Below are 2183 nucleotides of genomic sequence, written 5' to 3'. Positions count from 1 at the left end.
CATCGACAACCCGTTCGGCACGGGGTTGTCACCCATGTCTTAGGTACATTCTGTTACCTATGTCTCCGGGCTGGACAGTCTTGAAATGGTCGGAGTGGCCGGATTCGAACCGACGACCCCTTGACCCCCAGTCAAGTGCGCTACCGGGCTGCGCTACACTCCGGACCGGTCGCGATGTATCGTGATAATCCGGTTCGGGTCAACCGAATTCGGCGGCCGTCGAGCTATGCCGGCATCGTGGATTTGAAGTTCCTGCTCTGTTGGACGTCGTCAGCGCTCAGGAACTTCAAATCCAGAATCACACTCGTTTGTCTGGCTGGATGGTCTTGTGACGCTGCTATCAGACGGGTCGTCGATTTTCCACGGATTGCGTCAGCACGGCTGTATTGATCAGCGCGTTTTCCGGAAGCCGAAGCGCGGAGGCTATTCGCCGAAGCTTCGACGGATCGGCATTCTTGCCGTTCTCGATGTCCGCGATTTCATCGATCGCCAGGCCGCACGTCAGAGACAACTCTTCCATGCTGTACCCCCTGGTTTCTCGTATGGCCTTGAGGGCGCTGTGGTCGGGCGCAGCTTCGGTCGCCGACAGTTCGGAAAAAGCTTCGCTTGTTGCTATTTGGGGCATTTGGCAACTCCGTGGATTTAAAGAGTTTGATCAAATCAAGATGTTGCCTGAGACGGCGCAGAGAATGCCCTCTCGATGGTGATTTGCCAAGCGCCAAAGATGCCGTCACGGCATCGTGATTCCGACGCTGGAGTGGGTCATACGCCATCCGACTAAGTTGTTTTGAATGATCGGACGCCGAAAAAGTTCGATGGCTCCGAGCTGCCCGCTCGTTAACCGGCTGCCGCTGGCATGCCAGGATTCTTGACCGATGGCGGTCTTCTTGTTGGTTTTTTCTGCGCCAACAGGTCCGACTAGATTCGGAAGCGACCAGCCACGTGCATCGACGGGTGGCGAAGCCTGAATCCTGGGCCACGAACCGCGCGATGCCCCGCCGCAAGAATTTTTTGAACCGACGCGTGAAGCTTTCCTCTCCGGGCCGCACCAAGACGGTATGGACGCCACAAAGGCCGTCCCCCACCAGAAGGACGCCCTGACGGCGATCCTCGATCCAGAGAAGGAAATGCTCAGATGAGCTGATATTTCGAACTTCAAGCGCCTTTCGCTCGCCGCTGCCATTGTCGTCTCGGCCATCGGCTCGATTTCAGTTCCGAACTCGGCCGTCGCCAACGGCACGCATCCGAGCGGCGGCGGCGCGGTTTGTAAGGGCGCGGGTCACTGTCTGGTGCTGGAGCTCGACTGCAAGGGTACATACACGGATGCCACCGACCCCAGCGGCACCGTCTATGGCAAATGCAGCCAGACCGCGCAGGTCAGCCCGAAGAACAAGCTCAAGCTCGCGCGCTGATCGACTTGTCGACGAAAATGGCGGCCGTCCGCGCCGCCATTTTCTTTGGTCTCAACGTGCCGATCTGGGTTTCGCTCGCGGCGTATTCTGCTGTCGGCTAAGCATCAGGCTGGCGACGAGCCCGACCACAACCAGCCCGACAGCGGCCGCTGTCGCGGGATGATCGCGGGCTGTCTTCTCTATCACCCTGCTATGCCTCCTGATCGCAGGCAGTGCGTCACTGAAGCGCTCGGCAAGATCCGAATAGTAGTCCGAGGCGGTGTCACGCCCGTCCTCGTAATAGGCGCTGCCGCGCCGGGACACAGCTTTCCTTAGCGCCGCCAGTTCCCTGGAGAGGGCTGCGACCTCCTTTTCAAGATCGATGTCGGACAGAGTCGAAAATGATACCATGATATGCTTCCTTCCCTTTGCGAAAAAGGAACGCACGATTTCGGAAGCAGTTCCGGTCTGACGGGCGATCGGTCGGCCCTTAAAGCGCGTCGCGTCGAAAGGGGTTCATGCGACCCGCTTTAAGTTCTTTATCCATGTCGTTATCCCAAACCGCTGCGCACCCTCGGGCCAGGCCTGAGGGCATGCTTTTGGGCGACCTGGACTACAGCGCCGCGCGTCCTATTGGACGCGCAAAGGACGCTGTCGCACTTTTAATTTTGCGCATGATCCTTTCCGAAAATCGATTCCGATTTTCGGGGTCGTGCGCTAGGCCGTGTGGACAGTTACCGCAACCATAGGACAATAGCCGCGAGAGTGACAACGGCGCGGTAATTGCGGGCG

The 2183-nt window shown here is 58.5% G+C and carries 4 protein-coding genes and 1 tRNA gene; 1 reads left to right on the top strand and 4 read right to left on the bottom strand.

Annotated elements, in window-relative coordinates; all coding sequences use genetic code 11:
• Positions 1–86 precede the first annotated feature (86 nt).
• From AC0L25_RS32280 to AC0L25_RS32270, 3 genes are all read right to left on the bottom strand, one after another.
• Positions 87–163: transfer RNA gene (locus tag AC0L25_RS32280), tRNA-Pro, on the bottom strand.
• Between the two features lie 177 nt (positions 164–340).
• Complete coding sequence (locus AC0L25_RS32275) at positions 341–625, bottom strand: helix-turn-helix domain-containing protein (protein WP_473599162.1); 285 nt, start codon at positions 623–625, stop codon at positions 341–343.
• Between the two features lie 105 nt (positions 626–730).
• Positions 731–1234, bottom strand: a complete 504-nt coding sequence (locus AC0L25_RS32270) for a hypothetical protein (RefSeq protein ID WP_473599161.1) — start codon at positions 1232–1234, stop codon at positions 731–733.
• 55 nt (positions 1235–1289) lie between these two features.
• Between AC0L25_RS32270 and AC0L25_RS32265 the strand changes: the two genes are divergently transcribed.
• Positions 1290–1412 (top strand): hypothetical protein, encoded by a 123-nt coding sequence (locus tag AC0L25_RS32265; RefSeq protein ID WP_473599160.1) that lies wholly within the window; start codon positions 1290–1292, stop codon positions 1410–1412.
• Positions 1413–1463: 51 nt separating this feature from the next.
• On the opposite strand, the gene AC0L25_RS32260 is transcribed toward AC0L25_RS32265, so the two are convergent.
• Positions 1464–1802, bottom strand: coding sequence for a hypothetical protein (locus AC0L25_RS32260; RefSeq protein WP_473599159.1), 339 nt, complete (start codon positions 1800–1802; stop codon positions 1464–1466).
• Positions 1803–2183: the final 381 nt, after the last annotated feature.

The sequence above is a fragment of the Mesorhizobium sp. WSM4813 genome (genome assembly GCF_055811555.1).
This window is presented reverse-complemented; position numbering and strand designations above follow the sequence as displayed.